Origin of the sequence: Actinomadura vinacea (genome assembly GCF_039532545.1) — a bacterium.
Lineage (GTDB): Bacteria > Actinomycetota > Actinomycetes > Streptosporangiales > Streptosporangiaceae > Spirillospora > Spirillospora vinacea.
Genome location: NZ_BAAARW010000035.1, coordinates 101,203 through 126,728 on the forward strand (window position 1 = coordinate 101,203; position 25,526 = coordinate 126,728).

A 25,526-nucleotide genomic window follows, 5' to 3' on the forward strand; every position below is an offset into this window, starting at 1 on the left:
GACGTGCTGAACGCACCGGAGACCGCGCCGGCCGGCCGCAAGCTGATGGCCGGGGTGGTGCTCGTGGTGGCGCTGATCCTGCAGGTCTCGGTGGCCAACCGGCTGCCGCTGCCCGGCCAGATCACGCCCGACCTGGTGCTGCTGGCCGTGGTGGCGCTGGCCCTGGTGTACGGGTCGCTGACCGGCATCGTGGCCGGCTTCGCCGCCGGGCTGGCGGCCGACATCATCCCGCCCGCCGACCACACGATCGGCCGGTACGCGCTGGTCTACTGCCTGATCGGGTACGTGTGCGGGCTGGCCGCCGCCGAGATGGACCGGCAGTCGCTGGTGCCCTTCCTGGCGGTGGCGGCCGGGGCGCTGGCCGGCACCGTGCTGTACGCGCTGACCGGGATGATGCTGGGCGATCCGCGCTCCAGTTGGGCGCTGGTGTCGCGGATGGTGCCGCTGCAGGTGCTGTACGACGTGATAGCCAGCCCGTTCGTGGTGTGGTCGGTCCTCAAGGTCACCGGCCGGCATGAGCATCGCGACCGGACCCGCAACCGGATGGCGGTGCCCACCGCCCGCTACCGCGCGATGTCGGGCCGGGGGTCGGGACTGTGAACCCGCGCACCCATTTCCGGCTGGTGGTGCTGTACGTCCTGGTCGCCGCGATGCTGCTGGTCCTGATGGGGCGGCTGTGGACGCTGCAGGTGCTGGAGGGCGAGAAGTACCAGCAGATCGCCGAGCAGAACCGCATCCGCGACATCGTCGTCCCTGCCGTCCGCGGCGTGATCCTCGACAGCTCGGGGCGGGCGCTGGTGCGCAACCGCACCGCGCTGGTGGTGTCGGTCGACAAGACCACGCTGGGGCGGCAGAAGGACAAGGGAAGGGGAGTGCTGACCCGGCTGGCCGGGGTGCTCGGCACCTCCCACGACGAGCTGATCAAGAAGACCCGGCTGTGCTCGCCGACGGTCAAGCGCCCGTGCTGGCCCGGCTCGCCGTACCAGCCGATCCCGGTGGACGACCGGGTCGATCCCAAGCGGGCGCTGCAGATCATGGAACGCCAGGAGGACTTCCCGGGCGTGACCGCGGCGGTCCAGGCGGTGCGCGAGTACCCGCGGCCGGAGGGGGCGGCCGCCGTGCAGGCCCTCGGCTACATCCAGCCGGTCACGCAGGAGGAACTCGACAAGCGCAAGGACCAGAAGTTCACCGGCTACAGCGGGGTCGACCTGGTCGGCCGGGACGGCCTGGAGGCGACCTACGACCCCGACCTGCGCGGCCGCCCCGGCCTGCGGCGGGTGCTGGTCGACAGCCAGGGGCGGGTGACCGGGACTGCGTCCGAGCAGGCCGCGATCCCCGGCGACACCGTGATCACCAGCATCGACGCGCGGATCCAGGCGGCGGCGGAGAAGGCCCTGGACGACCAGATGAAGGCGGCCCGCGGGCGCGGCGAGAAGGCCGACGCGGGCGCCGCGGTGGTCATGGACGTGACCAACGGCCGCGTGGTGGCGCTGGCCAGCCGTCCCACCTACGACCCCGGCATCTGGACCGGCGGGATCTCCCAGGACGAGTACGACGCGCTGCTCGGCAAGAAGCGCGGCGAGCCGCTGATCTCGCGGGCCACGCACGGCCAGTTCGCGCCGGGCTCCACGTTCAAGATCTCCTCGGTGGCGGCGGCGGTGGCCGACGGCTACTCGCTCAACGGCATCTACCCGTGCCCGGGCTCCTACAACGTGGGCAGCCGCGCGTTCACCAACTTCGAGGGCCAGGGGCACGGCGCCATGAACCTGCACCGCGCCCTGGTCGTCTCCTGCGACACGATCTTCTACAAGTTCGCCTACGAGGAGTGGCTGCGCGACGGCGCCACCAAGCCGCGCAAGAATCCCAAGGACCCGATGGTCGGCATGGCCCGCGAGTGGGGCTTCGGCGCCCGCAGCGGGATCGACCTGCCGGGGGAGACGCCGGGCCGCATCCCCGACCGGGCCTGGAAGCGCGGCTACTGGAACGCCACCAAGAAGGCCGACTGCAAGGGCGCCAAGCAGGGCTACCCCGAGGTCGCCAAGACCGATCCGGGCCGTGCCTCCTACCTCAAGGCGGTCGCCGCCGAGAACTGCGCCGAAGGCTATGTGTGGCGCGCCGGTGACGCGGCCAACTTCTCGGTGGGGCAGGGCGACATCCTGGTGACGCCGTTGCAGCTGACCCGCGCGTACGCGGCGCTGGCCAACGGCGGCAAGCTGGTCGTCCCGCGGGTGGGGGTGGCCGTGGTGAAGCCCGACGGCTCGGTGGCGCGCCGCCTCGACGCGCCGCGCGCGCCCAAGCTGCCGGTCGACTCCAAGGTGCTCAAGTACATGCGCAAAGCGCTGGCGGAGGTGCCGAAGTCGGGCACCGCGGCCGGGGCGTTCCAGGGCTTCGACCTCAAGAAGGTCCCGGTAGCCGGCAAGACCGGCACCGCCGAGGTCTGGGGCAAGAACGACACCTCCTGGTTCGCCTCCTTCGCCCCGGCCGACAAGCCGCGGTACGCGGTGGTCGCGATGGTCTCCCAGGGCGGCACCGGCGCGTCCACCGCCGGCCCGGCGGTCCGGCAGATCTACGAGGCGATGTACGGCCTGGGCGGCCAGAAGCCCGCGCTCAAGGACGGCCGGCTGCCCGACAAGCTGCCCGACCTGCGCGCGCTGCGGTCCGCGCCATGATCGGCGACACCGGGGTCGGCGCCCTCGACGGCTACCGCGACCAGTCGGTCTGGCAGCGGCGGCTGGCCGCGCTGCGCCGGCTGGACTGGGTGCTGGTGCTGACCGTGCTGGCGCTGTCGATCATCGGCGCGCTGCTGGTCCGGGCGGCGACCGTCCCGCTGCTGACCGAGCGCGGCGACGACCCCAACAGCTTCTTCAAACGGCACATCCTCAACGTCGTGCTGGCCTTCGCGGTGTGCGGCCTGGTCGCCGTGCTCGACTACCGGCTGATGCGCGCCTACGCCCCGATCCTGTACGGCCTGTCCTGCGTCGGGCTGGTCGCGGTGCTGACCCCGCTGGGCGACACGATCAACGGCTCGCACTCGTGGATCGTGCTCGGCGGCGGGTTCCAGCTGCAGCCCTCGGAGTTCGCCAAGGTCGGGCTGGTGGTGCTGCTGGCGATGATCCTGGGCGAGCCGCGCGACGGCGAGGTCGGCCCGGGGGGCCGGGACATGCTGCTGGCGCTGGTGCTGGCGGGCGCGCCCGCCGCGCTGATCATGCTGCAGCCGGACCTGGGCACCACGCTGGTCTTCATGGCCGTGGTGATGGGCATGCTCGCCATCTCCGGGGCGCCCAAGCGCTGGCTGGGCGGCCTGGTGGGGTCGGGGCTGCTGGTGGCGTTCGCGGCCTGGTTCTTCGAGCTGCTCAAGCCGTACCAGCTGGCGCGGTTCACCGCGTTCATGGACCCGTCCGCCGATCCGCGCGGCGCCGGCTACAACGCCCAGCAGGCCCGGATCGCGGTCGGGTCCGGCGGCGTGACGGGCAAGGGCCTGTTCAACGGCGAGCAGACCGGCGGGCACTTCGTCCCCGAGCAGCAGACCGACTTCATCTTCACCGTGGCGGGCGAGGAGCTCGGCTTCGTCGGCGCGGCCGTGATCGTGCTGCTGCTGAGCGTGGTCATGTGGCGCGGCCTGCGGATCGCCACCCAGGCCGCAGACCTGTTCGGCACGCTGGTGGCCTCGGGGATCGTGTGCTGGATGGCCTTCCAGTCGTTCGAGAACATCGGCATGACCCTGGGCATCATGCCGATCACCGGGCTGCCGCTGCCGTTCGTGTCCTACGGCGGGTCCGCCACGTTCGCCAACATGATCGCGCTGGGACTGCTGCAGGCCGTCCATCTGAGACGCCGCCCGTTCGACTGAACCGCCGCGAGCCGGCGGGGATCTTGAACGGGGCCGGGACGGGGTGCGGCGGCGGTAGGCTGGATGGTCCGTTCCCAAGCCCGCCCCGGAGGACACCGCATGCCTGTCGAGTCGATCTTCCCGCGTCTGGAGCCGCTGCTCCCGCGCGTGCAGAAGCCGATTCAGTACGTCGGCGGCGAGCTGAACTCCCAGGTGCGGGACTGGGACGAGGCCGAGGTGCGGTGGGCCCTGATGTACCCGGACGCCTACGAGGTCGGGCTGCCGAACCAGGGCGTCCAGATCCTCTACGAGATCCTGAACGAGCGCGCGGGCGTCCTGGCCGAGCGCACCTACAGCGTCTGGCCCGACCTTGAGGCGATCATGCGGGAGCACGGCATCCCGCAGTTCACCGTCGACGCGCACCGCCCGGTCGCGGCGTTCGACGTGCTCGGCGTGTCGTTCTCCACCGAGCTGGGCTACACCAACCTGCTGACCGCGCTCGACCTGGCCGGCATCCCGCTGGAGGCGGCCGACCGGGGCGAGGAGCACCCGATCGTGCTGGCCGGCGGGCACGCGGCGTTCAACCCCGAGCCGATCGCCGACTTCCTCGACGCCGCCGTGCTCGGCGACGGCGAGGAGATCGCGCTGGCGATCACCGAGGTGATCCGGGAGTGGAAGGGCGAGGGCCGCCCCGGCGGGCGGGACGAGCTGCTGATGCGGCTGGCCCGGTCCGGCGGCGTCTACGTCCCGCGCTTCTTCGACGTGACCTACCTGCCCGACGGCCGGATCCAGCGGGTCGCGCCGAACCGTCCGGGCGTGCCGTGGCGGGTCGACAAGCACACGGTCATGGACCTCGACCAGTGGCCCTACCCGAAGAAGCCGCTGGTGCCCCTGGCCGAGACCGTGCACGAGCGGTTCAGCGTGGAGATCTTCCGCGGCTGCACCCGCGGCTGCCGGTTCTGCCAGGCCGGGATGATCACCCGTCCGGTGCGGGAGCGGTCGATCACCACGATCGGCGACATGGTCGACCAGGGGCTGAAGGAGAGCGGCTTCCAGGAGGTCGGGCTGCTCAGCCTGTCCAGCGCCGACCACAGCGAGATCGGGGACGTGGCCAAGGGCCTGGCCGACCGCTACGAGGGCACCAACACCTCGCTGTCGCTGCCCTCGACCCGGGTCGACGCGTTCAACATCACGCTGGCCAACGAGTTCTCCCGCGGCGGCCGCCGCTCCGGGCTGACGTTCGCGCCCGAGGGCGGCTCCGAGCGGATGCGCAAGGTGATCAACAAGATGGTCACCGAGGACGACCTCATCCGCACCGTGAGCACCGCCTACGAGAACGGCTGGCGGCAGGTCAAGCTCTACTTCATGTGCGGGCTGCCCACCGAGGAGGACGAGGACGTCCTGGCCATCGCCGACATGGCCAAGCGGGTGATCAAGGCGGGCCGGGACGCCACCGGCCGCAAGGACATCCGCTGCACGGTCTCCATCGGCGGGTTCGTGCCCAAGCCGCACACCCCGTTCCAGTGGGCCGCCCAATGCGACCACGAGACCGTCGACCGGCGGCTGCGCGCCCTCAAGGACGCCCTGCGCGGCGACAAGGAGTACGGCCGCGCCATCGGCCTGCGCTACCACGACGGCCAGCCGTCGATCATCGAGGGCCTGCTGTCCCGCGGCGACCGCCGGGTCGGCAAGATCATCCGGGCGGTGTGGGAGGACGGCGGCCGCTTCGACGGCTGGAGCGAGCACTTCTCCTACGCCCGCTGGACGGCCTGCGCCGACAAGGCCCTGGCCGGCGAGCCGGTCGACCTCGACTGGTACACGCTGCGCGAGCGCGACGAGGTCGAGGTGCTGCCCTGGGACCACCTCGACGCCGGCCTCGACCGCGAGTGGCTCTGGCAGGACTGGCAGGACGCCGTCGACGAGACCGAGGTCGAGGACTGCCGGTGGACCCCCTGCTACGACTGCGGGGTCTGCCCGACCATGGGCACCGAGATCCAGATCGGCCCGACCGGCAAGAAACTGCTGCCGCTTTCGGTCGTCTGAAACGCCTTCCTGGACGGGGCTCGCGCCACCGGGCGGGGCCGCGCGGGCACTGATCGCGACGCCTTGGGCCAGCCCGCCGGGCCCAAAGGCCCCGGGCGACCCGTACTCTATAGGGAGACGTTTTCGACTCGAGACGAGTAGGAAGGACAACAGCCCTGGCTCCCATGCCGGAGGGTCCAGCGCCGGCCCCAGTGATCCAGCGCCTCCGCGTGCGCTATGCCAAGCGCGGCAGGCTGCGGTTCACCAGCCATCGTGACATATCCCGGGCCGTGGAACGCGCCGTCCGGCGCGCCGGGATCCCTGTGGCGTTCAGCGCGGGATTCAGCCCGCACCCGAAGATCTCGTACACGGGTGCGGCGGCGACCGGGGTGGCCAGTGAGGCCGAGTACCTCGAGATCGGGCTCAGCGAGACCCGCGACCCTGCGCGGGTCCGGGCCGACCTCGACGCCGCCCTGCCGGACGGGCTCGACATCGTCGATGCCGTGGCCGTCGGCCGGGAGAAGACCAGCGCGTTGGCGGATCGGCTCGAGGCGTCCGAATGGCGGGTGCGGCTGGACGGCGTCCATGAGACCGACGCCGCCGAGGCCGTGGCCGCCTTCCTGGGCGCCAAGGCGATCGAGGTGGAACGCCTCACCAAGAAGGGGCGCCGCCGTTTCGACGTGCGCGCCGCCGTCGTGGCTCTGGAGCCGGACCGGCGCGCCGCGGGTGCGGCGGATGCCCCTTGTGCAATACTTCGAATGGTTGTTCGGCATACCACACCGGCCGTACGACCCGACGACATCCTCACCGGACTGCGCCAAGTCGCCGACCTCGCGCCGCCGTCACCGCCACTGGTGACCAGGCTGGCGCAGGGGCCCCTTGACGCGGTCACCGGTGAGCTCGCTGATCCGCTCGAACTCGATCGCGGCGACCACTCGCCCGACCGAGAGGCCGTACGGCCGTCCGGCGCTGGCGCCGTGACGGCGCGCGGCCCTGCGCTGCCGCAGTCCGATCCGGCCGCGAGCGCGGATGTCGCCGGCGCCCGTTCGTAGACCGAAGCCGTGGTGACACGGAACCGGTTTCCAGGGAGCGGCGGGCGCGCCCCCGACGACTTTGTCGTCGCCGCCAGGCCACGGACGTGGCCCGGGGGCGACGGCGCCGACGACTGACGGAGAGAGTTCCCGTGCGGCGCACCGCACCGTTCCGCCCCGGGGGGCGGAACGAGGTCGCGCCCGGGAACCTGACGGGAGATTGCCCGCATGCTAGAGAACGAAGCCGATTCGGCCGAGGCCGAAGGCACTGAGAACGCGAACGGTTCCACCGAGGAGTCCGGTACCGGAACGACACGGCAGCGCCGCCGCGCCGCCAGCCGCCCCGCGGGGCCGCCCCCGGAGATCGACGACAGCCCCCCGGTGACCGCCGCTCCGCCCGTTGCGCCGCCCGCCGCGTCCGAGGTCGACGAGACCGCCGAGGACGAGGAGGAGGCGGACGAGGCCGCGGAGAACGAGCCGGAGGACGCCGCCGAGCCCAAGAAGGCCACGCGCCCGCGCACGCCCCGGACCGCGTCCCGGGCCACCAGGCCCGCCATGGCGCCGGATCCGGAGTTGGAGCGTGCCGCCGAGTCGGCCCCGGAGAGCGACTCGTCCGCTGACGAGGGTTCGACGCGTACCGCGTCCGGGGCCACCAAGCCGTCATCGGCGCCCGAGCCCGAGTTGGAAGGTGCGGCTGCCGCGGCGGACTCGTCTGCCGATGAGAAGGCTCCACGGTCGCGTTCGACGCGTTCTGCGTCCCGGGCCAGCAGGCCTGCGATGGCGCCGGATCCGGAGTTGGAGCGTGTGGCCGAGTCGGCTCCGGAGAGCGACTCGTCCACCGACGAGAAGGCCTCACGGGCGCGTTCGACCCGCACCGCGTCCCGGGCCACTAAGCCGGCAACGGCGCCCGACCCCGAGTTGGAGAGTGCGGCCGCCGCGGCGGACTCGTCTGCCGACGAGAAGACCTCACGGTCGCGTTCGACGCGTTCTGCGTCCCGAGCCGGCAGGGCCGCGGTGGCGCCGGATTCTGGGTTGGAGGGTGCGGGCGAGTCGGGCTCGGAGAAGCCGGCGCGCACCCGTGCTCGCCGCCGTTCGGCCGCCGACGCGCCCGTGGCCGCCGAGCGACCGGTGACGCCCGACACGGCCGTGGCGGGCCCGCCGCAGGTTCCGGGGGTGCCCGTCGTTCCGGACATGGGTCCGGGCGGTACGGCGACCCCGGAGGCCGAGCCCGCTTCGGGCGGGGTGCCCGGCGTGACGTTCCAGCCGCCGATGGTGGTGTTCCAGCCGCCGCAGCCCGCCGAGACGCCGACCCGTCCCAAGGACGAGCCCGCCCAGGCCGCCGAGGACGAGGAGCCCGACGACACGGCGCAGGCCGACCACGACGAGGACGACGAGTCCGGTGACCGTCCCTCCCGCCGCCGCCGGCGCCGGGGCGGCCGGGGCCGCGGCCGGGGCGGCCGGGACGGCGACGAGGACGCCGCCGACGAGACCGAGGCCGAGGAGGCCCGGGACGGCAAGGACCGCGACAAGGCGGAGAAGGCCGAGAAGCCGGAGAAGAAGGGCAAGCGCGGCCGCGTCGACGCGAAGGACTCCGGCAAGGACACGGCCGAGGACAAGCAGCGTAAGAAGGACGCCAAGTCCGATGAGGACGCCGCCGAGACCGGCGACGCCGCCGACGAGGGCGAGGAGGGCGGCGAGCAGGCCGTCGGCAGCCGCCGCCGGCGCCGTCGCCGCCGCCGCACCGGGGCCGGGGACGGCGAGAGCGGCACCACCGACGACCCGCCCAACACCGTCGTGCACGTCCGCGACGCGCGGGCGGTCGAGGACGAGGTCCAGGCGGTCCGCGGCTCCACCCGGCTGGAGGCCAAGAAGCAGCGCCGCCGGGAGGGCCGCGAGCAGGGCCGCCGCCGCCCGCCGGTGATCACCGAGGCCGAGTTCCTGGCCCGCCGCGAGTCGGTCGAGCGGCAGATGGTGGTCCGCCAGGAGGGCGAGCGCACCCAGATCGCCGTCCTGGAGGACGGCGTCCTGGTCGAGCACTACGTCAACCGCGCCACCCACCAGTCCTACGTCGGCAACGTCTACCTGGGCAAGGTGCAGAACGTGCTGCCGTCCATGGAGGCGGCGTTCGTCGACGTCGGCAAGGGCCGCAACGCCGTGCTGTACGCGGGCGAGGTCAACTGGGACGTGGCCGGCCTGGAGGGCCAGCCGCGCCGGATCGAGTCGGCGCTCAAGTCCGGCCAGTCGGTGCTGGTGCAGGTCACCAAGGACCCCGTCGGCCACAAGGGCGCCCGGCTGACCAGCCAGATCTCGCTGCCCGGCCGCTACCTGGTGTACGTGCCGGACGGCTCGATGACCGGCATCAGCCGCAAGCTGCCCGACAAGGAGCGCAGCCGGCTCAAGCAGATCCTCAAGCGGGTCATGCCGGAGAACGCCGGGGTGATCGTGCGCACCGCCGCCGAGGGCGCCACCGAGGAGGAGCTGGCCCGGGACGTGTCCCGCCTGGCCGCCCAGTGGACCAACATCCAGAAGCAGGTCAAGAGCGCCTCCGCGCCCTCGCTGCTGTACGGCGAGCCCGACCTGACCATCCGGGTGGTCCGCGACATCTTCAACGAGGACTTCAGCAAGCTGGTGGTGGCCGGCCCGGACGCCTGGGACACCGTCTCGGAGTACGTCGAGTACGTCGCCCCGCACCTGGCCGACCGGGTGGAGCGCTGGACCGACGACCAGGACGTGCTGTCGGCGTACCGGATCGACGAGCAGATCGCCAAGGCGCTGGACCGCAAGGTGTGGCTGCCCTCCGGCGGCTCGCTGGTGATCGACCGCACCGAGGCCATGACGGTCATCGACGTCAACACCGGCAAGTTCACCGGGCAGGGCGGCAACCTGGAGGAGACGGTCACCCGCAACAACCTGGAGGCGGCCGAGGAGATCGTGCGCCAGCTGCGGCTGCGCGACATCGGCGGCATCGTGGTGATCGACTTCATCGACATGGTGCTGGAGAGCAACCGCGACCTGGTGCTGCGCCGCCTGGTGGAGTGCCTGTCGCGGGACCGCACCAAGCACCAGGTGGCCGAGGTGACCTCGCTGGGCCTGGTCCAGATGACCCGCAAGCGGGTCGGGCAGGGGCTGCTGGAGGCGTTCTCGGAGACCTGCGAGTCGTGCAACGGCCGCGGCATCCACGTCCATCTGACGCCGGTCGAGCCCAAGGCCGACAAGGGCGCGGGCGCCGGCGCCGCGAGCGGCGGCGGCCGCCGCCGCAAGCGCAAGGGCGAGGTCGAGAAGGCCGTCGAGGAGAAGCTCTCCCAGCAGGAGGGCAAGGCCAAGTCGGCCAAGCGGGTCGCGGCCGAGCAGCCGTCCGACCGGGTGGAGCAGCCCGTGGGCGACCCGTCCGGCGCGGAGGCCGACGACCGGGAGCCCGAGCCGCAGGCGGCCGTGGAGGCCGCCCAGGCCGCCGCGGAGACGGCCGAGGCCGGCCCGGGCCCGCTGGAGGCGGTCGAGCCCGTCGCCAACGGTGTCGAGCCTGCCGAGCCCGTCCCGGGCGAGGGCCAGGACGAGGTCGCGGCGGCGGGCAACGGGCGGCGGCGCCGCACGCGGCGCCCGCGGGCCAAGGCCCTGTCCGCCGAACCCAGCTCCGCCGCGGGCGACCCCGCCGGCGAGTGACCATCGCGCACCCGGCCCCGGACATCCGGGGCCGGGCCGCCGGGCGAATCCTCGTGCTGGGCCACCACGGCCCTGCGGAGGGGGCGCTCAGCGTGCCGGGCACGCCTGCGCCGTCCCGTTGGGCTGGACGGGGTCACGCGAGCCCGGGCCGGCGGGGCGAGGCCGTTCGCGTCCGGTACGGGCGTCCGGTACCCTGGGGTTTCGGCGTGCGTGAGCACGTCATCTCGACCTGCACCACTCGGTGCGTGGCCGCCGGTCCTTCATCCGGCGGGCGAGATCCCAGCAGAGAGCGCCGGGCGAAGCGGCCCGGCGTGCCGCCCGCGGCCCGCAGCCGCGGGTAGGCCCCCATCCGGGGGCTGGTAGACCACGCGTGGGACCGGTTCGCTCCGGAAGCGCGCGCAGACGAGAGGTTTCCGCGGTGTACGCGATTGTTCGCGCAGGCGGCAGGCAGGAGAAGGTGGCCGTCGACGACGTGCTCACCGTCGACCGGCTGCCCGGCGAGGAGGGCTCCACCGTCACGTTCCCGGCCGTGCTGGTCGTGGACGGCGACGACGTCGTCAGCTCCGCCGCCGAGCTGGCCAGGTACCAGGTGACCGCCGAGATTCTCGGCGCGGTCAAGGGACCGAAGATCAACATCATGCACTACCGGAACAAGACCGGGTACAAGCGGCGGATGGGCCACCGCCAGCCGTACACCGAGGTCAAGATCACCGCTATCGAGGCCGGGAAGTAAGGGAGGGGCCGAGTCATGGCACACAAGAAGGGCGCGTCGTCCAGCCGCAACGGTCGGGACTCCAACGCCAAGCGCCTGGGTGTCAAGCGCTTCGGCGGCCAGGTCGTCAACGCCGGTGAGATCATCGTGCGGCAGCGCGGCACCCACTTCCACCCCGGCCTCAACGTGGGCCGTGGCGGCGATGACACGCTGTTCGCGCTGGCCGCGGGCACGGTCGAGTTCGGCCGTTACCGCGGGCGCAACGCGGTCAGCATCGTCCCGGCGGAGTAGTCCGCCGCAGCGAGACGTTGACACAGGGGCGGACCGGAACGGTCCGCCCCTGTTTCCTGTTCATGAGCAGAGGAGAGATCGTGGCCGCAGGAGCCGGATCCGGCGCGCAGTTCGTCGACCGCGTGGTGCTGCACGTCGCCGCGGGCAACGGCGGGAACGGCTGTGCCTCGATCCACCGGGAGAAGTTCAAACCGCTGGGCGGCCCGGACGGGGCCAACGGCGGCCACGGCGGCGACGTGGTCCTGGAGGTGGACGCGAACGCCGCCAGCCTGCTGGAGTACCACCGCCGCCCGCACCGCAAGGCGGCCAACGGGCGCCCCGGGCAGGGCGGGCACCGCACCGGGGCCGACGGCGGCGACGTGGTGCTGCCCGTGCCGGACGGGACGGTCGTCAAGGACGCCGCCGGGACGGTCCTGGCCGACCTGGTGGGCGAGGGCACCCGGTTCGTGATCGCGCGCGGCGGCAAGGGCGGGCTCGGCAACGCCGCGCTGGCCACCGCCAAGCGCAAGGCGCCCGGGTTCGCGCTGCTGGGCGAGCCGGGCGAGGAGCACGACGTGGTGCTGGAGCTCAAGAGCGTCGCGGACGTGGCGCTGGTGGGCTTCCCCAGCGCGGGCAAGTCGTCGCTGATCGCAGCGCTGTCCGCGGCCAAGCCCAAGATCGCCGACTATCCGTTCACCACGCTGATCCCCAATCTGGGGGTGGTGAGCGCGGGCGACACCACGTTCACGGTCGCGGACGTGCCGGGGCTGATCGAGGGCGCCAGCGAGGGCCGCGGCCTGGGCCTGGAGTTCCTGCGGCACATCGAGCGCTCGTCCACGCTGGCGCACGTGCTCGACTGCGCCACGCCCGAGCCGGGGCGCGACCCGGTCAGCGACTTCGAGGTGATCGAGAACGAGCTGCGCGCCTACGACCGGGTGCTGGGGGACCGTCCGCTGTCGGACCGGCCGCGGATCGTCGTGCTCAACAAGGTGGACGTGCCGGACGCCCGCGACCTGGCCGAGCTGGTGCGGCCCGAGTTCGAGGCGCGCGGCATGCGCGTGTTCGAGGTGTCGGCGGCCACCCGCGAAGGGCTGCGCGAGCTGTCGTTCGCCATGGCCGCGATGGTCGAGGAGCACCGCGCGGCGCTGCCTCCGGCCGAGCCGACCCGGCTGGTGATCCGGCCCGAGCCGGTCGGTGGCGCGCCCGACTTCGAGATCCGCCCGGCCGGCGCGAACACCTACCTGATCACCGGGGAGAAGCCGGTGCGGTGGCTGCGGCAGACCGACTTCGCCAACGAGGAGGCCGTGGGGTACCTCGCCGACCGGCTGGCCCGGCTGGGCGTCGAGGCGGCGCTGTCCGAGGCGGGCGCGACCGCCGGGGCCACGGTCATGATCGGCACGCAGGAGGAGTCGATCGTCTTCGACTGGGAGCCGGAGGTGATCGCGGGCCAGGCCGCCCCGGGGCCGCGCGGCACCGACCGCCGCCTGGACGGCCACCGCTAGCGTCCCCGTCCCAGAACGTTCCAGAGCAAGCCGTGAGGGAGAGCATGAGCCGCGAACAGGCAGCCGCGACCGCACCGGACGCCACCGCCGCTCCGGGCGGCCCGGCCGCCGCCACGGAGCCCGCGGGGGTGCGCGGAGAGCTCGCCGGTGCGCGCCGCATCGTGGTGAAGGCGGGATCGTCCTCGCTCACCACCCCGCGCGGCACCATCGACGCCGACCGGATCGACGCGCTGGTGGACGTGCTGGCCGCCCGCCGCCGCGCCGGCACCGAGATCGTCTTCGTGTCGTCCGGCGCGATCGCCGCCGGGCTCGGGCCGCTGGGCCTGACCCGCCGCCCGAACGACCTGGCCACCCAGCAGGCCGCGGCCAGCGTCGGGCAGGGGCTGCTGGTGGCCCGCTACACCTCCTCGTTCGCCCGGTACGGGCTGACCGTCGGCCAGGTGCTGCTCACCGCCGACGACATGATCCGCCGCGTGCACCACCGCAACGCCCAGCGGGCCCTCGGGAAGCTGCTCGACCTCGGCATCGTCCCGATCGTCAACGAGAACGACACCGTCGCCACCGACGAGATCAGGTTCGGCGACAACGACCGGCTGGCCGCGCTGGTCGCCCATCTGACCAGGGCCGACGCGCTGGTGCTGCTGTCGGACGTGGACGCCCTCTACACCGGCGATCCGCGCCGTCCGGGTGCCCGCCGGATCGCGGACGTGCGCGGTCCGCGGGATCTGGCCGGGATCGAGCTGGGCGGCTCCGGCCGGGTCGGCACCGGAGGCATGATCACCAAGGTGGAGGCGGCCCGGATCGCGGGCATCCCGGTCGTCCTGACCAACGCCGCCTCGGCCGCGCAGGCCCTGGCCGGCACCCCGGTCGGGACGTGCTTCCACCCCGGCGAGGGCCGCCGGCTGTCCACCCGCCACCTGTGGCTGGCGCACGCGACCACCGGGCAGGGCCGTGTCATGCTGGACGCGGGCGCGGTCGACGCGGTCGTCCAGCGCCGCAAATCGCTGCTGCCCGCCGGGGTGACCGGCGTCCAGGGGGAGTTCGCGGCCGGCGACGCGGTCGACCTGTGCGGCACGGACGGCCGCGTGGTGGCGCGCGGCCTGGTCAACTACGACGCGGGCGAGATCCCCGACCTCATGGGCCGCTCCACCCGCTGGCTGGCCCGCGAACTGGGCCCCGAATACGAGCGCGAGATCATCCACCGCGACGATCTGGTGATCCTGACCGATGAGCACCGAGAGCACTGAGACCACTGAACGCGATGAGGAGCCGGTGATGGGCGAGCAGGACCGGGAACGCGAGGAGTTCCTGCGGGTGGCGCGGCGTGCCGGGGAGGCCGCGGCCGGGCTGGCGCCGCTGCCGCGGGCGGCCAAGGACGCCGCCCTGCACGCGATCGCCGACGCGCTGGTCGCCGCCGCGCCGGAGATCGTCAAGGCGAACGAGGCCGATGTGGCGCGGGCCCGCGAGGCCGGCACCTCCGAGTACATGATCGACCGGCTGAGCCTGACCGGGGCGCGGATCGCGGGGATCGCCGAGGCCGTCCGGAAGGTCGCGGCGCTGGACGACCCGGTCGGCGCGACGGTACGCGGCAACGTGCTGCCCAACGGCCTGGAGTTGCGCCAGATCAGGGTGCCGCTGGGCGTGGTCGGGATCATCTACGAGGGGCGTCCCAACGTCACCGTCGACGCCGCCGCGCTCTGCCTCAAGAGCGGGAACGTGGCGATGCTGCGCGGGTCGTCGTCGGCGTACGAGTCCAACACCGTCCTGGTCAACGTCATGCAGGCCGCCCTGGCGGGCACCGCCGTGCCGGCGGACGCCGTGCAGCTGGTCCCGGGCACCAGCCGCGAGTCGGTCAAGCACCTGATGCGCGCCCGCGGGCTGGTGGACGTGCTGATCCCGCGCGGCGGCGCGTCGCTGATCAAGTCGGTGGTCGAGGAGTCCACGGTCCCGGTGATCGAGACGGGGGTGGGCAACTGCGCGGTCTACGTGGACGCCGACGCCGACATCGGCCTGGCCGTCGAGATCCTCATCAACTCCAAGATGCAGCGTCCGTCGGTGTGCAACGCCGCCGAGACCGTCCTGGTGCACGCCGGCATCGCCGACGCGTTCCTGCCCGCGGCCCTCGCGGCGCTGCGGGAGGCGGGCGTGACCGTGCACGGCGACGAGCGCGTCCGGGCCCACGACGGCGCGGGCGAGGTCGTCGCCGCCACCGAGGACGACTACCGCGCCGAATACCTCTCGCTCGACATCGCCGCCCGCGTCGTCGACTCCCTGGACGCGGCGGTCGCGCACATCCGCGCCTACGGCTCGGGCCACACCGAGGCGATCGTGACCACCTCGCAGGCCGCCGCCAAGCGGTTCGTCGCGCTGGTCGACTCGGCGGCCGTGATGGTCAACGCCTCGACCCGCTTCACCGACGGCGAGGAGTTCGGCTTCGGCGCCGAGATCGGCATCTCCACCCAGAAGCTGCACGCCCGCGGGCCGATGGGGCTGCCCGAGCTGACCTCGACCAAGTACGTGGTCACCGGCGAGGGCCATCTCAAGGGGCGGACCGGCTGACCGTCCGCCGAAGCCGAGACGCCCGCGCGTGCGGGCACGGGCGTCCCGGCGACGGCGGCGCGGTCAGTTGGCGTTGCCGGCGGAGTCGGTGTCGCGCCGCGACAGCCGGTCGAACAGGCCGCCCGCCGCGTTCGCCGCGCCCTCGGCCACGTCGCGGACCTTGCCGATGAACGGGTCGGCGCTGCGCTCCCACGACTCCTTGTAGGACGAGGCCGCGTTGCGGACCTCGTCGGTGACCTTGGCGCTGCTGTCGTCGGCGCGCCGCTCGTACTCGCCGCCCAGGATGCGCTCGTACTCGCCGCTCTTGGCCCACCGGTCCACCTCGGCGAACCGGATCACCGCGTACGGGTGCGTCTGCGGCAGCAGGTTGAGGAACTTCAGCAGCCCGTCGCGCACGTCGCCGGCCGCGTCGTACTCGCGGGCCTGCGCCAGGAAAGCCTCGGTGCTCATCTCCGACAGCCGGGTGCCGCCGGCCAGCTTCATCATCGTGCGCTTGGCCGCGTCCAGATCCTGCCCGGCCAGCAGCCCGGCCCGGTCGGAGGACAGCTCGGCCTTGCGGAACCACTCCTTCAGCCCGATGATGATCGCCCCGATGGCGATGTTGCCCAGCGGCAGCCAGGCCAGCCGGGTGCCGAGCTGGATCAGGATCTGCATCATCGTCTGGTAGACGGCGTGGCCGGACAGGATGTGGCCGACCTCGTGGCCGACCACGAACCGCAGCTCCTCGTCGGCCAGCAGGTCGATCAGGCCCGTGTTGATCACGATGAACGGGTGGTCGGAGCCCAGCGCCATCGCGTTCGGGGTCGGGGACTGCCGTACGTAGACCTCGGGCACTTCGGGCATGTCGAGGATGTAGGCGGCGTCGCGGACCATGTCGTGCAGGTTGTGGAACTGGCCCTCGCCCACCCGCACCGCGCCGCCCAGGAACATCAGCCGCAGCGCGCGCTCGTTGAACAGGCCCGACAGGCGCCGCAGCACGACGTCGAACCCGGTCAGCGAACGCAGCGCGACCAGCGCCGACCGGTCCGCGGGATGTTCGTAGGCGCGCGAGCTGATCCCCGGGAAACGGGTACGTGCCCGGTCCGGTGTGTTCGTCGTCATGGGGTGCGCGGCGCTCGTCCCCCGGCGCGCCGCCGGAGGCGGTGGCCGCTCCCTCCCTTCGCTCGGGTTGGGCCGTTCCTGACACCGTTCAGGATCCCAGTGTCCGGGATCTCAGCGGAGAGGCTTCCGGGTCAGGACCGGCATGGTAAGTCCGACGAACCGGTCGAGTCCAAGGTTCCCCGGCGGCGCGTCCCGGTCTCTTCCGGTCCGTTGCCGCGATCGCCGTCGCCGGGGGAGGCCCGTGCGGCAGAGTGGGGGCGTCCGGCCGCCCGGCTGATCCGCTTTCGTCCGGGATGTACCGGCCGGCCGTCCCGGGGAAGGGTCCGGGGGAGAGCGAATGGTTTCGGGGGATACCAGGTCAGCGGGGCGCGAGGAGGCGCGATGTTCGATCCGAAGGCCGAGGCGATGTCCCGGGACGAGCGGGCGGCGCTGCAGCGCCACCGGCTGTGGGGGTTGGTCGACCGGCTGATGGTCGCGGGGGGCGTGCAGGCCGACCGGCTCCGCGAGGCGGGCGTCAAGGGCGGCGCCGACGTCACCCTGGCCGAACTGCACAACCTGCCGTTCACCACCAAGCAGGACCTCTGGGACGCCTACCCGCTGGGGATGCTCGCCGTCCCGCAGGACCAGGTCGTGGCCGTGCACGGCTCCTCCGGCACCCGGGGCAGGCCCACCCTCGTCGCCTACACCAAGGCCGACCTCGACCTGTGGGCCGCCATGTGCGCGCGGTCGCTCTCCTGCGCGGGCGCGTCCGCGGAGAGCATCGTCCACAACGCCTACGGGTACGGGCTGTTCACCGGCGGCATCGGCATCCACCAGGGCGCCGTGGCGCTGGGCGCCACCGTCGTGCCGATGTCCGGCGGGATGACCGAGCGGCAGATCCGCATGATCGCCGACCTGCGGCCCGACGTGCTGACCTGCACGCCCGCGTACGCGCTGCGGCTCGGCGAGGCCGCGGCCGAGACCGGCACCGACCCGTCCTCGCTGAAAGCGGGCCTGTTCGGCGCCGAACCCTGGTCGGAGGAACTGCGGACCGCGATCGAGGACGTCCTGCCGATCAAGGCCATGGACATCTACGGCCTGTCGGAGGTGATCGGCCCCGGCGTCGCCACCGAATGCCTGGAGCAGAACGGCCTGCACGTCAACGAGGACCACTTCATCGTCGAGGCGATCGACCCCGCCACGGGCCTCCCCGTCGACCCCGGCGAACCCGGCGAACTGGTCTTCAGCACCCCCACCAAGCAGGCACTCCCGCTCCTGCGCTACCGCACCGGCGACGTCGCGTCCCTCACCCACGGCGACTGCAACTGCGGGCGGACGCTGGTCCGGATGAGCAAGATCCGCGGCCGGGTCGACGACATGCTCGTCGTCCGCGGCGTGAACCTCTACCCCAGCGAGGTCGAACGCGTCCTGCTCGGCTCCGGGCTCGTCGTCCCGCACTACCAGCTCGTCGTCGACCGCCGCGAGCCCGACGTCCGGCTCGTGGTCGCCTGCGAGGCCGCCGGCGGGAACCCGCAGGACGAGCTCACCCGGACCCTGCGCGCCGAACTCGGCCTGCACGCCGACGTCCGCGTCCTGCCCGCCGGGACCGTCCCCCGCGTCGAGATCGGCAAGGCCGTCCGCGTGGTCACCTGGGAGACCGGCCCGCCCCCGCTTCCGGGCCTGGACTGAGCCCTGGCTATTCTCGTCGTCATGACGCAAATGCGCCGGTTGGGGATCATGGGCGGTACGTTCGACCCGATCCACCACGGCCACCTCGTGGCCGCCAGCGAGGTCGCGCACGTTTTCGCGCTGGACGAAGTGGTCTTCGTGCCCACCGGGCGGTCCTCCCACAAGGAGGGACGCGTCGCCGCCGCCGAGGACCGCTACCTCATGGCCGTGATCGCCACCGCCTCCAACCCCCGGTTCTCCGTCAGCCGCATCGACATCGACCGCCCCGGCCCCACCTACACCGTCGACACCCTCCGCGACATGCGCGAACTGCACGGCCCCGGCACCGAACTCTTCTTCATCACCGGCGCCGACGCCCTCGCCAAGATGCTCACCTGGCACGACACCGACGAACTGTTCGAACTCGCGCACTTCATCGGCTGCACCAGGCCCGGCCACCGCCTCACCGACCCCGGGCTGCCCAACGGCCGGGTCAGCCTCATGGAGGTCCCCGCCCTGTCGATCTCCTCAACCGAATGCCGAGATCGCGTCCACGCCGGCGAACCCATCTGGTACCTCGTCCCCGACGGGATCGTCCAGTACATCAACAAACGCGTCCTCTACCGCGATCGCGCCGCCTGACCTGCGCGTATCCGCGCTCCCTAGAGGTCATACCCTGGAACGGAGAGGACGCCGCCGCACCCGGCGAAACCGGCGCGGCAGGCGTACACCCACAAAAAGGGGACCGCTCCTCTCCGGACCCCGTGAGAAGCTGGAACCGGGAAGAGACCCCTACAGGGAGGATCGCGAGCGCATCGTGACCGCATCCGACAGGGCCGTGGAGCTGGTCCGGATCGCCGCCGAGGCGGCGGACGACAAGCTGGCCGACGACATCCTTGCCTACGACGTGAGCGAGCAGCTCGTCATCACCGACGCCTTCCTGCTCTGCTCGGCGCCCAACGACCGGCAGGTCCGCGCCATCGTCGACGAGATCGAGAAGCGGCTCCGCGAAGAGGCCGACGCCAAACCCGTCCGCCGCGAAGGCGAACGCGAAGGCCGCTGGGTACTGCTCGACTACGCCGAGATCATCGTGCACGTCCAGCACGAAGAGGACAGGCTCTTCTACGCCCTCGAACGGCTCTGGAAGGACTGCCCGCTGATCAAGCTGCCGGAGACCGTCAACGCCCACTCCGCCCAGCGCCGGCGCACCGTCGGGAGCGCCAGTGAGTGACCGCGTCCCCGGCAAGCGCCGGATCGTCCTCTGGCGGCACGGCCAAACCGGCTGGAACGTCGAACGCCGCTTCCAAGGCAAGACCGACATCCCCCTCGACGAGACCGGCGTCCAGCAGGCCCGCCGCGCCGCGGGCCTGCTCGCCGCCCTCCGTCCCACCGCCCTCCTCGCCTCCCCCCTCCAACGCGCCGCCGACACCGCCCAGGCCCTCGCCGGCGTCACCGGCCTCCCCGTCCGCCACGACCGCGACCTCATCGAACGCGACGGCGGCGAATGGGAAGGCCTCACCAACAGCGAGATCCGCGAGCGCTACCCCGCCGAATACGCCGCCTGGCAGCCCCCCGGCGGCGAAACCAGCCTCCAGGTCGCCAAACGCGTCGGCACCGCCCTCGAACGCGCCCTCGACGACCTCCCCCCCGACGGACTCCTCGTCGTCGCCTCCCACGGCGCCGCCCTCCGCCTCGGCATGTCCCACCTCCTCCGCCTCCCCGAAGAGACCTGGGACCGCCTCGGCGGCCTCTCCAACTGCTGCTGGTCCGTCCTCGGAGAGATGCGCGACGGCGGCTGGCGCCTCGTCGAACACAACGCCGGCACCCTCCCCGAACCCGTCCTCAGCGACGACCGAACCGAGAACGGCACCTGACCCAAAACCGATTCGAGTACCGCGCCCGAGTCCTATACACTGGCCAAGCGCTGCGGGATGAACGTCCACGCAGCCGCACGGGGCTATGGCGCAGTTGGTAGCGCGCCTCCATGGCATGGAGGAGGTCTGGGGTTCGAATCCCCATAGCTCCACTCGTCGGTGGGAGGAGTGTGTCCGCGGAAAGCGCGGACCGCTCCTCCTCGTCATGTTTATCGGGGGGGCGACCCCCCGGAACCCCCCGATGTGGGGGCTCCGCCCCCACGCCCCCTTGTGCGTGGCTGAGCCTGTTGGGCGTTGCGGGTTTGGCGCGTGGTTTGGTTTGTGGGGCTTCGCCCCTACCCCCCTGGTGCGGACCGCTCCTCCTTGTCATGTTTATCGGGGGGGCGACCCCCCGGAACCCCCCGATGTGGGGGCTCCGCCCCCACGCCCCCTTGTGCGTGGCTGAGCCTGTTGGGCGTTGCGGGTTTGGCGCGTGGTTTGGTTTGTGGGGCTTCGCCCCTACCCCCCTGGTGCGGACCGCTCCTCCTTGTCATGTTTATCGGGGGGCGACCCCCCGGAACCCCCCGATGTGGGGGCTCCGCCCCCACGCCCCCTTGTGCGTGGCTGAGCTTGGGTGTGCGGGTTTGGGGTCGTGGGGCTTTGCCTTTACCTTCCCTTGGGTGGGGCTGGGGTTGTTGGGTGTGTGCGGCCGCGTGGTCAGATTCGCTCGATCGTGATGTCCGCGCGGTCGAGGGTGGCGGCATAGGCGGCCAGGTCACCGGGGTCGCTGGTGAGTATCTGTGCGGGGACGTGCAGAGCCGCGGTCACGACGACGAGGCGTCCACAGCGTCGGGGCGTTTTTTGCCCGGCGGCACCGCTTTGGCGAGCATCGCCCCGGCTCGCTTGTAGGAGTCCAGAGTGGTGGTTTTTGCGCAGGCCACGCACCCTACATTCGCGGTGGCCCTCCCCTGCATCGGTGCCGCGGAGCCTCGTGCCTGCGGGACCGTGCAGTCCTTGAGGTATCCGCTGAAAGCGTGCACGGTCTTGGGATCAGGCCGCCATGCCTGTGCAAGGACCGGACCGATGATGACGGGTCTGTGTGGTGCGCGTCGCAGTCCATGGTGCAATGTCAAGGCCACCGCATCGCCGCTCAGCATCGCCAGGAGCATGCCGGTGTCGCGACGTCGGCTTGGTTTGAGCCGAGCGCTGAGGAGAGGACCCTGCGGACCAGTTTCTGCTCTTCGGCCGTCAGGGCCTCGAATGCGGGCAGGTCATCCAGTGCCGCGGCGTTGTCGGCGTCCAGCGTGGCGAAGGCAGCTGCTGCGGCGTCATCCGCCGCCATCTGCGCCACAGCGGCGGCGACCATGTAACCGGACACGTCCAGGCCGGCGGCGTCGGCGTGGGCCTTGATCGCCGCATGGACCTGTGGGCCCGTCGAGATGCTGAACTGCGTGTTCGCCATACACGCAGTGTTACCTAGATCAGGTGCCTGTCCAGTTGGGGGTGCGCTTTTCTATGAAGGCCTGGGCGCCTTCCTTTGCGTCGGCTGATCTGCGGACGGGGCCGGTGTACTCCTCCTGACGGTCGAAGGCCTCTTCCTGGGGCCAGTCGGAGGAGCGGGAGAGGACCTGCTTGGACGCCGTCAGGGCGAGGGGGGCGTTGGCGGCCACCTCGCCGGCCAGGTGGAGGGCCTCTTCCAGGGCGGTGCCCGGGGTGGTGAGGCGGTTGACCAGGTGGACGGTGGCCGCCTCTTCGGCGGGCCACATGCGGCCGGTCAGGACGAGTTCCATGGCCAGGTGGTACGGGATGCGGTGCTGGAGGCGGAGCAGGCCGCCGGCGGCGGCGGTCAGGCCCCGCTTCACTTCGGGGAGGCCGAACTTGGCGTTCTCCGCGGCGACGATCAGGTCGCAGGTCAGGACGATCTCGAAGCCGCCGGCCAGGGCGTAGCCTTCGACGGCGGCGATCAAGGGCTTGGCGGGGGGCTGTTTCACCAGGCCGGCGAAGCCGCGGCCCTCGACGACGGGGCGCTCGCCGCGGGCGAAGCCCTTGAGGTCCATGCCCGCGCAGAAGGTGCCGCCGGCGCCGGTGATGACGGCGACGCTGAGGTCGGGACGGGAGTCGAGGGTGTCCAGGGCCTCGGCGATCTGGTGGGCCATGGCCATCGACATGGCGTTCCTGGAATCGGGGCGGTTCATCGTGAGGAGGAGGACGCGGCCGCGTTCCTCGACCAGGAGGTCTTCGCTCATGTCGTCTCCTTCAGCGGGGGGCTAGGCGGATGGCGCCGTCGAGGCGGATGGTCTCACCGTTCAGCATCTTGTTCTCGATGATCTGCAGGGCGAGGGAGGCGTACTCACCGGGGACGCCCAGGCGGCGGGGGTGGGGGATGGTTTTGCCGAGGGAGTCGCGGACCTCCTCAGGGAGGCGCGCCAGGATGGGGGTATCGAACAGGCCGGGCGCGATCGTGGTCACCCGGATCAGCCGGGAGGCCAGGTCGCGGGCGGCGACGAGGGTCATGCCGACGATGCCGGCCTTCGCGGAGGCGTAGGGGATCTGGCCGATCTGGCCCTCGTAGGCGGCCACCGAGGCGGTGAGGACGCAGACGCCGCGTTCCTCGTCCACCGGTTCGGTGGCGGCCATCCGGGCGGCGGCCAGGCGCAGCGTGTTGAACGTGCCGATCAGGTTGACCCGGACGATCTCCTCGTAGGTGTCCAGGGAGCCGGGGCGGCCCTCCTTGTCGAGCAGGCGGACGGGGCCGCCGCGGCCGGCGCAGTGGACGAGCGCGCGCAGGGGGCCTTGGGCCTCCGCCAGGTCCAGGGCGGAGTTCATCGCTTCCGGGTCGGTTACGTCGGCGGGGGCGAAGTGGGCTCCGATCTCGCCGGCGACGGTCTTGCCCTGGGAGTTCGGGAGGTCGACTATCACTACCTTGGCGCCCTTGGCCGCTAGTTTCTCGGCGGTGGCCCTGCCGAGGCCGGACGCGCCTCCGGTCACTAGGGCGCTGGTTCCGTTGACTTCCATGTGTCTCCTAGAGGCGTTCGATGATGGTGGCGTTGGCCATACCGCCCGCTTCGCACATGACCTGCAGGCCGTAGCGGAGGTCGTTGTCCTCCAGCGCGTGCAGCATCGTGGTCATCAGCCGGGCCCCGGACGCGCCGAGCGGGTGGCCCAGGGCGATGGCGCCGCCGCGGGGGTTGACCTTGGCCGGGTCGATGTCGAACTCGGCGAGCCAGGCCAGCGGGACGGAGGCGAACGCCTCGTTGATCTCGACGTGGTCGATGGCGTCGAGGGGGAGGCCGGAGCGGCGCAGGATCCGGTGGGTGGCGGGGATCGGCGCGGTCAGCATGAGGCGGGGGTCGTCGCCGCAGACCGCGGTGGAGTGGACGCGGGCGCGGGGTGTGAGGTTCAGTTCGGCGCATTTGGCCGCGCTCATCAGGAGGAGGGCCGAGGCGCCGTCGGAGATCTGGGAGCTGTTCCCGGCGGTGATGTGTCCCGGGTTCTGGAACGCGGGTTTGAGGGTTCTCAGTTTCTCGGCGGTGGTGTTCGGGCGGATCGTTTCGTCGCGGTCGACCGTGCCGATGGGGATGATCTCCCGGTCGAACGGGGCGGCGGCCGCCAGGTGGTGCGAGCGGGCGGAGTATTCGTCGAGGGCGGTGCGGTCCAGCTTCCACTTCTCGGCGACCAGTTCGGCGGCGATGCCCTGGGAGACCAGGCCGGTGACGTTCGGGCCGAAGGGGTCGGCGTCCATGCGGGCCGAGCCCATCGGAACCCTGCTCATGGATTCGACGCCGCCCGCGATGGCGATGTCGTACGCGCCGGCCTGGACGCCCTGCGCGGCGAAGTGGACGGCCTGCTGCCCGGACCCGCACTTGCGGTCGATGGTGGTGGCGGGCACGTGCGGGGGGAGTCCGGCGGCGAGCCAGGCCATCCGGCCCGGGGTGGCGGACTGCTCGCCCACCTGGGAGACGCAGCCGATGATCACGTCGTCGACGGTGGCGGGGTCCAGTCCGGTGCGCGCGAGGAGGGCGGTGAGCGTCTGGGCCAGGAGGTCGACCGGGTGCACGTCCGCCAGCGCGCCGCGCCTGCGGCCGGAGGGGGTGCGGACGGCCTCGACGATGACCGGTGCTTGCGCTGGAAGCATGGGTATTGATTATCATGATATGCATGAGATCGTCCATGGAAACGGGTGCCCATGACCGCTGACGAGCGTGCGCAGATCCGCCGGCTGGCCCGTGATGTGGCCGTCGAGGTGTACGGGCCGCTGGCCGAGGAGATGGACCGCGAGCGCCTTCCCATCTCGCTCGACCAGCGCCGGCGCCTGGGTGACCTGGGCTTCCTGGGGATCGCCCATCCCGAGCGGTACGGCGGCGCCGGAGCCCCCCTCGCGCACGCGCTGGCGGTGATCGAGGAGTTCGCCAAGGTGTGCCGGCCCGCCGCGTTCCAGATCTTCGAGGCCAACACCGGGCCGGCCCAGGTGATCAATCATCTGGGCACCGAGGAGCAGCGCGAGCGCTGGCTGCCCGGCATCGTCTCCGGCGAGCGGACCATGGCGGTGGCCATCTCCGAGCCGGACGCGGGCTCGGCCGCGACCGACATGCGCACGGCGGCCAAGCCTGTCGATGACGGCTTCATCCTCAACGGCGGCAAGCGCTGGATCTCCAACGGCGGCGAGGCCGACCAGTACCTGGTCTACTGCCGGCTGAGTGACGCGCCCGGCTCCAAGGGAATCGGTGCGCTGCTGGTCGAGAGCGATATGGCCGGGGTTGGTTTCGGGGCTCCAGAGAGGTTGATGGGGTTTCGCGGGATCCCGTCCGCCGATGTGCTCTTCGACAACGTGGTGGTGCCCAAGGAGAACCTGGTCGTCCCGGCGGGCGACTTCGGCAAGCTGTTCGGGATCTTCTCGATCGAGCGGCTCGGCAACTCCACGATGAGCCTGGCGATCGCGCAGGAGGCGCTGGACCGCTCGGTCCGGTACGTGCAGGAGCGCGAGCAGTTCGGCAAGCCGCTGGTCGAGTTCCAGAGCGTCCAGGTGACCTTGGCGGACATGGTGCTCCAGGTGGAGGCCGCCCGGCTGCTGCTCGACCGGGCCGCCGAGGGCGCGGGCACCGGTCTGCCGAACCCGCTGCACGTGTCGCTGGCCAAGTGCACCGCCAACGAGACGGCCAAGCGGGTCACCGACCTGGCGATGCAGTTGCACGGCGGCAACGGCTACACCGAGGAGTACGGGATCGAGCGCCTGCACCGGGACGCGCACGGCTGGGCGATCGCCGGGGGCACCCCGGCGATGCAGCGCATCCGGATCGTGTCCGAACTGCTCGGCCGCAAGTTCGACCAGCGGAAATGAGG

The 25,526-nt window shown here is 72.0% G+C and carries 22 protein-coding genes and 1 tRNA gene; 17 read left to right on the plus strand and 6 right to left on the minus strand.

The window, feature by feature from the left end; all coding sequences use genetic code 11:
• The first annotated feature begins 3 nt into the window (after positions 1–3).
• From mreD to ABD340_RS38725, 11 genes are all read left to right on the plus strand, one after another.
• Complete coding sequence (mreD, locus tag ABD340_RS38675; RefSeq protein ID WP_344596010.1) at positions 4–600, plus strand: rod shape-determining protein MreD; 597 nt, start codon at positions 4–6, stop codon at positions 598–600.
• Positions 597–2,669 (plus strand): penicillin-binding protein 2, encoded by a 2,073-nt coding sequence (gene mrdA / locus ABD340_RS38680; protein WP_344596012.1) that lies wholly within the window; start codon positions 597–599, stop codon positions 2,667–2,669. Before mreD ends, mrdA begins: the two co-directional genes overlap by 4 nt.
• Entirely contained in the window at positions 2,666–3,850 is a 1,185-nt protein-coding gene (gene rodA, locus ABD340_RS38685; RefSeq protein ID WP_344596013.1) for a rod shape-determining protein RodA, read from the plus strand. The genes mrdA and rodA overlap by 4 nt, the downstream gene beginning before the upstream one ends.
• Before the next feature lie 99 nt (positions 3,851–3,949).
• Positions 3,950–5,872, plus strand: a complete 1,923-nt coding sequence (locus ABD340_RS38690) for a TIGR03960 family B12-binding radical SAM protein (protein WP_344596015.1) — start codon at positions 3,950–3,952, stop codon at positions 5,870–5,872.
• Positions 5,873–6,036: 164 nt separating this feature from the next.
• A complete protein-coding gene (locus ABD340_RS38695; protein WP_344596017.1) occupies positions 6,037–6,903 on the plus strand; it encodes a TIGR03936 family radical SAM-associated protein in 867 nt (288 codons plus the stop codon).
• Positions 6,904–7,110: 207 nt separating this feature from the next.
• A complete protein-coding gene (locus tag ABD340_RS38700) occupies positions 7,111–10,542 on the plus strand; it encodes an Rne/Rng family ribonuclease (RefSeq protein WP_344596019.1) in 3,432 nt (1,143 codons plus the stop codon).
• Positions 10,543–10,960: 418 nt separating this feature from the next.
• Positions 10,961–11,275, plus strand: coding sequence for a 50S ribosomal protein L21 (gene rplU / locus ABD340_RS38705; protein WP_344596020.1), 315 nt, complete (start codon positions 10,961–10,963; stop codon positions 11,273–11,275).
• 15 nt (positions 11,276–11,290) lie between these two features.
• Positions 11,291–11,545 (plus strand): 50S ribosomal protein L27, encoded by a 255-nt coding sequence (rpmA, locus tag ABD340_RS38710; protein WP_344596022.1) that lies wholly within the window; start codon positions 11,291–11,293, stop codon positions 11,543–11,545.
• An 80-nt stretch (positions 11,546–11,625) separates the two neighbouring features.
• On the plus strand, positions 11,626–13,026 hold the full coding sequence (gene obgE, locus ABD340_RS38715; protein WP_344596023.1) for a GTPase ObgE: 1,401 nt from the start codon (positions 11,626–11,628) through the stop codon (positions 13,024–13,026).
• A gap of 161 nt (positions 13,027–13,187) precedes the next feature.
• Entirely contained in the window at positions 13,188–14,273 is a 1,086-nt protein-coding gene (gene proB / locus ABD340_RS38720) for a glutamate 5-kinase (RefSeq protein WP_344596092.1), read from the plus strand.
• Positions 14,254–15,585, plus strand: coding sequence for a glutamate-5-semialdehyde dehydrogenase (locus ABD340_RS38725; protein WP_344596025.1), 1,332 nt, complete (start codon positions 14,254–14,256; stop codon positions 15,583–15,585). Before proB ends, ABD340_RS38725 begins: the two co-directional genes overlap by 20 nt.
• Positions 15,586–15,648: 63 nt before the next feature.
• Here the strand turns inward: ABD340_RS38725 and ABD340_RS38730 are convergent, their stop codons facing one another.
• A complete protein-coding gene (locus tag ABD340_RS38730; RefSeq protein ID WP_344596027.1) occupies positions 15,649–16,686 on the minus strand; it encodes a M48 family metallopeptidase in 1,038 nt (345 codons plus the stop codon).
• Between the two features lie 381 nt (positions 16,687–17,067).
• Between ABD340_RS38730 and ABD340_RS38735 the strand changes: the two genes are divergently transcribed.
• The 5 genes from ABD340_RS38735 (at position 17,068) to ABD340_RS38755 (ending at position 20,359) form a co-directional block, all read left to right on the plus strand.
• A complete protein-coding gene (locus tag ABD340_RS38735) occupies positions 17,068–18,354 on the plus strand; it encodes a phenylacetate--CoA ligase family protein (protein WP_344596029.1) in 1,287 nt (428 codons plus the stop codon).
• A 21-nt stretch (positions 18,355–18,375) separates the two neighbouring features.
• The gene (gene nadD, locus ABD340_RS38740) at positions 18,376–18,975 is read left to right on the plus strand and encodes a nicotinate-nucleotide adenylyltransferase (RefSeq protein WP_344596031.1); all 600 of its coding nucleotides are present in this window, start codon (positions 18,376–18,378) and stop codon (positions 18,973–18,975) included.
• Between the two features lie 175 nt (positions 18,976–19,150).
• Positions 19,151–19,564, plus strand: coding sequence for a ribosome silencing factor (rsfS, locus tag ABD340_RS38745; protein WP_344596032.1), 414 nt, complete (start codon positions 19,151–19,153; stop codon positions 19,562–19,564).
• Positions 19,557–20,207, plus strand: coding sequence for a histidine phosphatase family protein (locus ABD340_RS38750; RefSeq protein WP_344596034.1), 651 nt, complete (start codon positions 19,557–19,559; stop codon positions 20,205–20,207). Before rsfS ends, ABD340_RS38750 begins: the two co-directional genes overlap by 8 nt.
• A gap of 79 nt (positions 20,208–20,286) precedes the next feature.
• Positions 20,287–20,359, plus strand: a tRNA-Ala gene (locus tag ABD340_RS38755).
• A gap of 651 nt (positions 20,360–21,010) precedes the next feature.
• On the opposite strand, the gene ABD340_RS38760 is transcribed toward ABD340_RS38755, so the two are convergent.
• The 5 genes from ABD340_RS38760 to ABD340_RS38780 are packed head-to-tail and all read right to left on the minus strand — an operon-like array spanning position 21,011 to position 24,321.
• Positions 21,011–21,343, minus strand: coding sequence for a hypothetical protein (locus ABD340_RS38760; RefSeq protein ID WP_344596036.1), 333 nt, complete (start codon positions 21,341–21,343; stop codon positions 21,011–21,013).
• Positions 21,337–21,648, minus strand: coding sequence for a hypothetical protein (locus ABD340_RS38765; RefSeq protein ID WP_344596037.1), 312 nt, complete (start codon positions 21,646–21,648; stop codon positions 21,337–21,339). Before ABD340_RS38765 ends, ABD340_RS38760 begins: the two co-directional genes overlap by 7 nt.
• Before the next feature lie 19 nt (positions 21,649–21,667).
• On the minus strand, positions 21,668–22,432 hold the full coding sequence (locus ABD340_RS38770) for a crotonase/enoyl-CoA hydratase family protein (protein ID WP_344596039.1): 765 nt from the start codon (positions 22,430–22,432) through the stop codon (positions 21,668–21,670).
• Between the two features lie 10 nt (positions 22,433–22,442).
• The gene (locus ABD340_RS38775) at positions 22,443–23,201 is read right to left on the minus strand and encodes an SDR family NAD(P)-dependent oxidoreductase (RefSeq protein ID WP_344596040.1); all 759 of its coding nucleotides are present in this window, start codon (positions 23,199–23,201) and stop codon (positions 22,443–22,445) included.
• A 7-nt stretch (positions 23,202–23,208) separates the two neighbouring features.
• Positions 23,209–24,321, minus strand: coding sequence for a thiolase family protein (locus ABD340_RS38780; protein ID WP_344596041.1), 1,113 nt, complete (start codon positions 24,319–24,321; stop codon positions 23,209–23,211).
• 51 nt (positions 24,322–24,372) lie between these two features.
• On the opposite strand from ABD340_RS38780, the gene ABD340_RS38785 reads away from it, so the two are divergent.
• The gene (locus ABD340_RS38785) at positions 24,373–25,524 is read left to right on the plus strand and encodes an acyl-CoA dehydrogenase family protein (protein ID WP_344596043.1); all 1,152 of its coding nucleotides are present in this window, start codon (positions 24,373–24,375) and stop codon (positions 25,522–25,524) included.
• The last annotated feature ends 2 nt before the right edge of the window (positions 25,525–25,526 follow it).